Origin of the sequence: Oceanicola sp. S124 (assembly GCF_000220565.1) — a bacterium.
GTDB lineage: Bacteria > Pseudomonadota > Alphaproteobacteria > Rhodobacterales > Rhodobacteraceae > Pseudooceanicola.
Map to the genome: position 1 here is coordinate 1 of NZ_AFPM01000097.1, position 2,018 is coordinate 2,018.

The 2,018-nt window shown below is 63.0% G+C and carries 1 protein-coding gene; it reads right to left on the reverse strand.

Translation table 11 applies throughout. The annotated features are described in order from the left end of the window. Positions 1-13 precede the first annotated feature (13 nt). On the reverse strand, positions 14-2,018 hold a 2,005-nt coding region (locus OS124_RS23975), incomplete at its 5' end, for a CheR family methyltransferase (protein ID WP_010138816.1).

Here is a 2,018-nt window from a genome sequence, read left to right on the forward strand (position 1 = left end):
GAAGCTCTTCGTTCTAGGCCTGCAGTTCCTCACCGCTGGCTTCCAGCCGTTCGGTGACATGCTGCAGGGTTTCCTCTGTCAGGCGCAGGTCGCGTTCCAGCTCCTGGATGCGGCGGCTCAGCATGGTCTCGTCGTCGACCGCCACCGGGATCGTCCCGGCACCGGCCTCGGCAGAGCCCACGCGCGCCCCCTCCTCGATCCGGGTCAGCCCGACCAGGATGCAGCGGAACTGGCCCTTGGACTGCAGGGATTCCATCTTCACGGCGAGGTTGTGCACCTCGTCATCGCCCAGCGTCACCTTGACCTTGCGCTGATAGTCCCCGTCCTCGCCCTTGCGCAGGCGCTCGATGCCGACGTTGATCACGAAATGCAGATCCGGGTGCACGATCTCCTCGACCGTCCAGTCCGCAAGGTTGTTCAGGGTGTCGATATAGGTCGTCGCCAGGCCGAACCAGGCCAGCACGACACCCTCGGCGGTGATCACGATGGACGAGGGCGCATAGCGCTTGAGCAGGGAATCATAGGTGCGGATCAGCCGCTCGCGGTCGGCATGCAGGGTCTGTCCCCGGGACAGGGGTTGCGGGACGGCGGGCACCGGACGGCGGGCTTCAGGCATGTCAAAGTCCATCCTGGGAAAACTCGGCCGCGCCCCCAGGCTCAGGAAGCGATCCTGCGAGGATCGTTTCGAGACATTGCGGTAGAGGCGCCAGCGGCCGTTCAACTGTTCGAAGTCACTGACGAAACGGCCCAGACTTTCCGAGGGGCCAAGCATAAGGAACCCGGTCTGCCTGAGACCGAAAAGGAACATCGAGATGACGCGGGTCTGCGCCTCTTCGCTGAGGTAGATCAGCAGGTTGCGGCAGGTGATCAGGTCGATCTGCAGGAAGGGCGGATCGCTGAGAACATCGTGAATCGAGAAGATCAGCTTCTGCCGCAGTACCGGGTCGATGACGTAGTGATCGTCGATCCGGTTGAAGTAGCGGTCGCGCAGCTCGGGGTCGACCTTCTCCATGGCCTGCGGGGTGAAGATCCCCAGCGAGGCCTTCTCGATGGATCCCCGGTGCACATCGGTGGCAATGATGCGGAACTTGCGCTCGATCCCGGCACGGCGGAGGATCTCGGACAGCTCGATGGCGATCGTGTAGGCTTCTTCCCCCGAGGCGCAGCCCGGCACCCATATACGCAGCGAGCTGTCCGGGGTGCTGCGATCTACCAGCGGCTCCAGGACCTTTTCGCGCAGCTGCCGGAAGGCATCGCGATCCCGGTAGAACTCCGTCACGCCAATTAGCAGATCGTGATAAAGCTCTTCCAATGCGGTCGGGCTCTGTTCCAGCAATTCGAAATATTCCCGCATTCGGGAAATACCGCGCAAATGCTGCCGCCTTTCAATCCGGCGATGCACATTCGGCGTCTTGTAGGCCGAGAAATCAACCTGATGCTGACGTTGCAAAAGGGTGATCACGGCCTGGATATCGGGATCCTCCGTCGTTACGGCCGGCACGCGGTCCATCCCCTCCAGCATGTCACGCACCGCATCCGGAATTTCGGCCACGGGCAACACCCGATCGGCCGCGCCGACCGTCAGCGCCGAGCGCGGCATGGAGCCGAAGGCGGCCTCTTGCGGCGACTGCACGAAGACTGACTGACCCGCCGCGCGCATCGCCTGCGCCCCCCGCGTGCCATCCGATCCCGACCCCGAGAGAATCACCGCGCAGCTGCGCATCACCGGGTTCTTCGACAGCGACGTCAGGAAGGTGTCGATGGGCAGATGAGGCAGTGCTTCCTCGGGATTGAAGGCAGATACCTCGAACTTGCGCCCCTCGAGCCGGACCTGCACATTGGGCCGGTTGAGGTAGATCGTGTCAGCTTCCGGCTCCATCCCGTCATCGATATGGACAATCCGCATCGACGAGCGTCGCGCCAGCAGCTCGTCCATCATCGACCGGTAGTCTGGCGACAGGTGCTGGATCACCACATAGCACCAGCCAGCATCGCGCGGGGCGAGGTCGAAGAAGCTT